General features: G+C 32.6%; 3 protein-coding genes and 1 pseudogene. All 4 read right to left on the bottom strand.

What is annotated here, in order from left to right; translation table 11 throughout:
• Window positions 1–446 (bottom strand): annotated as a pseudogene (locus BZG01_RS21180) (IS91 family transposase); the annotation flags it as partial.
• Window positions 447–604: 158 nt separating this feature from the next.
• Window positions 605–1411 carry an RES family NAD+ phosphorylase gene (locus BZG01_RS21175; RefSeq protein WP_101311829.1) on the bottom strand — a complete coding sequence of 269 codons (807 nt, stop codon included), beginning with the start codon at window positions 1409–1411 and terminating at the stop codon, window positions 605–607.
• A gap of 8 nt (window positions 1412–1419) precedes the next feature.
• On the bottom strand, window positions 1420–1683 hold the full coding sequence (locus BZG01_RS21170; RefSeq protein WP_101311828.1) for a hypothetical protein: 264 nt from the start codon (window positions 1681–1683) through the stop codon (window positions 1420–1422).
• Between the two features lie 361 nt (window positions 1684–2044).
• The coding region (locus BZG01_RS21165) for a transposase (RefSeq protein WP_180327421.1) at window positions 2045–2408 on the bottom strand (364 nt) is incomplete at its 5' end.

Below are 2408 nucleotides of genomic sequence, written 5' to 3'. Positions count from 1 at the left end.
CCTGTGAGTAAAGAGTAAACTTCAATGGCTGATAATCCTTCGTATTCCGGGATTGGCACACAGGTTTCCATAAGAGCAGCAATCTGCTCTTTTTTGGTTTTGGAATTTGCTGATGAAAGGATTCCGTAATACCTGATTTTATAAAAGTTGTGGGGCAGAACATGAAGCATAAATCTTCGGATAAATTCCATGGTGTTGAGCTGCATTGTTTTTGAAACAAGTCTTTTTCTGTCTTTATACCTGAAGTAAACTTTTCTATTTTCAACACTTGTAATTCGGGAATTGCTGATTGCCACCCTATTGGTATATCCACCCAGATATTTTACAACTGCCTGAATTCCTGCCATTGGTTTTTCAATATTCACATTCCAGCTTGTTTTATAGAGAACATTCTTAATCCTGTTCCATTGAAAATGCTCAGGAATATTAAGCTGTTTTTGTTCAACGGTGCGTGTATGACTAGTGGGCAGTTCTGCGGCGGAATTTCTTGTCAACCCGCAACCAAATTTGGCGCGGGACAAAACCGCCGAAACCCGCATGAACACTGCCATTAGTTATACATTTTGTTAGCTGCTGGCATTAATTCCAGAATATTCTATTTTCTTTAAATTGTATCGTTTTTTTTAATTCTACGCATGGATAATGTCCCATTATTAATATTTTCAATTACACTTTCATGAACTTCTACTAATTTATATTTTTCATCAAAAACATGAGGTTTAATAGCAATATTAGGAGTTTTAGTTGAATCTTTAACACTTGGATAAACAATTGCTTGAATTTTTTGATTATACCAGTCATTAAATATTTTATCCGCAAAATATGCACTCGCTGTATAATTTATTTCTTGCCCTTTTTTCACTGGTCTTTTAAAGCATGATGCAATCAATGTACTATCAGCAATAATGCATTCTTGATATTCTTTAGGAAATCGACTTAAATATTGAGTGAATACATTTAATAATTCAATATCCTTGGTATCGGTAATATCAATCACTGGATAAACCAACATTTCCTTATCCTCCACATTGTCTTTTAACTCCCAAACAGAGGTAGTTACTAAATCTCCAACTTTAGGGAAATTTTCTAAAAGAGCTGTCGGCTTATGCAATGTTGCATATAAAACACTTTGTCCTTTAAAATTAGCTCTATTAGGTTTATTTACTTTTTCTTTTGGAGGATATTTCAAATGTTTTATTTCATTAATTGTTGTATTATTATTGTCCTCTAATGTTCTGTTTATCGTCAACCTTTCAATTCTAGGCAGAGACTTTTTAAATGGAATTATAGCATACTTTCTACATTCTAATATTTGTATTAGCTTTTCTTCATTTTCAGGATTTTGACTTAAGTCTATTTGCAAAATTCGACGTTCTAATTCTTTAGTTTTTATTTTAAATTCGGAACTCATAAATTACCTTATTTGAGAATTAAAAAGAGAATTACAGCAATTATTAAAGCTTTAATATATACCGGTGGAGCAACAAAACTTCCTATCATATTAACTCCGAATAATGTTAGTCTTTGTCCAAAGTTCGCATTTCCATTTTTTACTGCATTTTCAAGAATACTGAGTTGTGATGAAAATTTGTTTTTATAAGGAATTCGAGTAAAAGCGGCAATAAAAGAACTAATAAATGCAGAAATCAGAAAAGCAATTAAAAGGATTAAAAAAGTATTCATAGTTATTTCGTTTAAGATTGTTTATATCGAGTCGTTATTTTTGCTTGCAGGTAACGTAAAAGTGTTTTATCCTTTCGTTTTTTAAAATTAACAAAACATTATTTAGAACACTGATTTTTACTTCTCAGAATAGTTCCAAATAAAGGATAAAACATAGTTGGACAATGCCGCCGGAGCTATGGGTATTTAATTGTTTTGTTTTTTCGCAAGAGGTTTCGGACCTTCTGTTTGCTGTGTAAGTTAGGAAACCAGAGTGTTTCATAAGGATTTTTTGCTTTGAATAATGCATAGTTTACCCTTTTAGCTAATGCTATTAAATTTACTTTTTAAAATTCAAAGAACTTTTTGATCACCCAATCGATCAGGTTTCTGGTTTTGGCAAAGCTCTGCATAAAATTCTGCCTTTTTTACATTTCGGGCAATGGCTTACGTCTTTACCTGTGAGTAAAGAGTAAACTTCAATGGCTGATAATCCTTCGTATTCCGGGATTGGCACACAGGTTTCCATAAGAGCAGCAATCTGCTCTTTTTTGGTTTTGGAATTTGCTGATGAAAGGATTCCGTAATACCTGATTTTGTAAAAGTTGTGGGGCAGAACATGAAGCATAAATCTTCGGATAAATTCCATGGTGTTGAGCTGCATTGTTTTTGAAACAAGTCTTTTTCTGTCTTTATACCTGAAGTAAACTTTTCCATTTTCAACACTTGTAATTCGGGAATTGCTG

Origin of the sequence: Labilibaculum manganireducens, from assembly GCF_002843385.1 — a bacterium.
Lineage (GTDB): Bacteria > Bacteroidota > Bacteroidia > Bacteroidales > Marinifilaceae > Labilibaculum > Labilibaculum manganireducens.
This window is presented reverse-complemented; position numbering and strand designations above follow the sequence as displayed.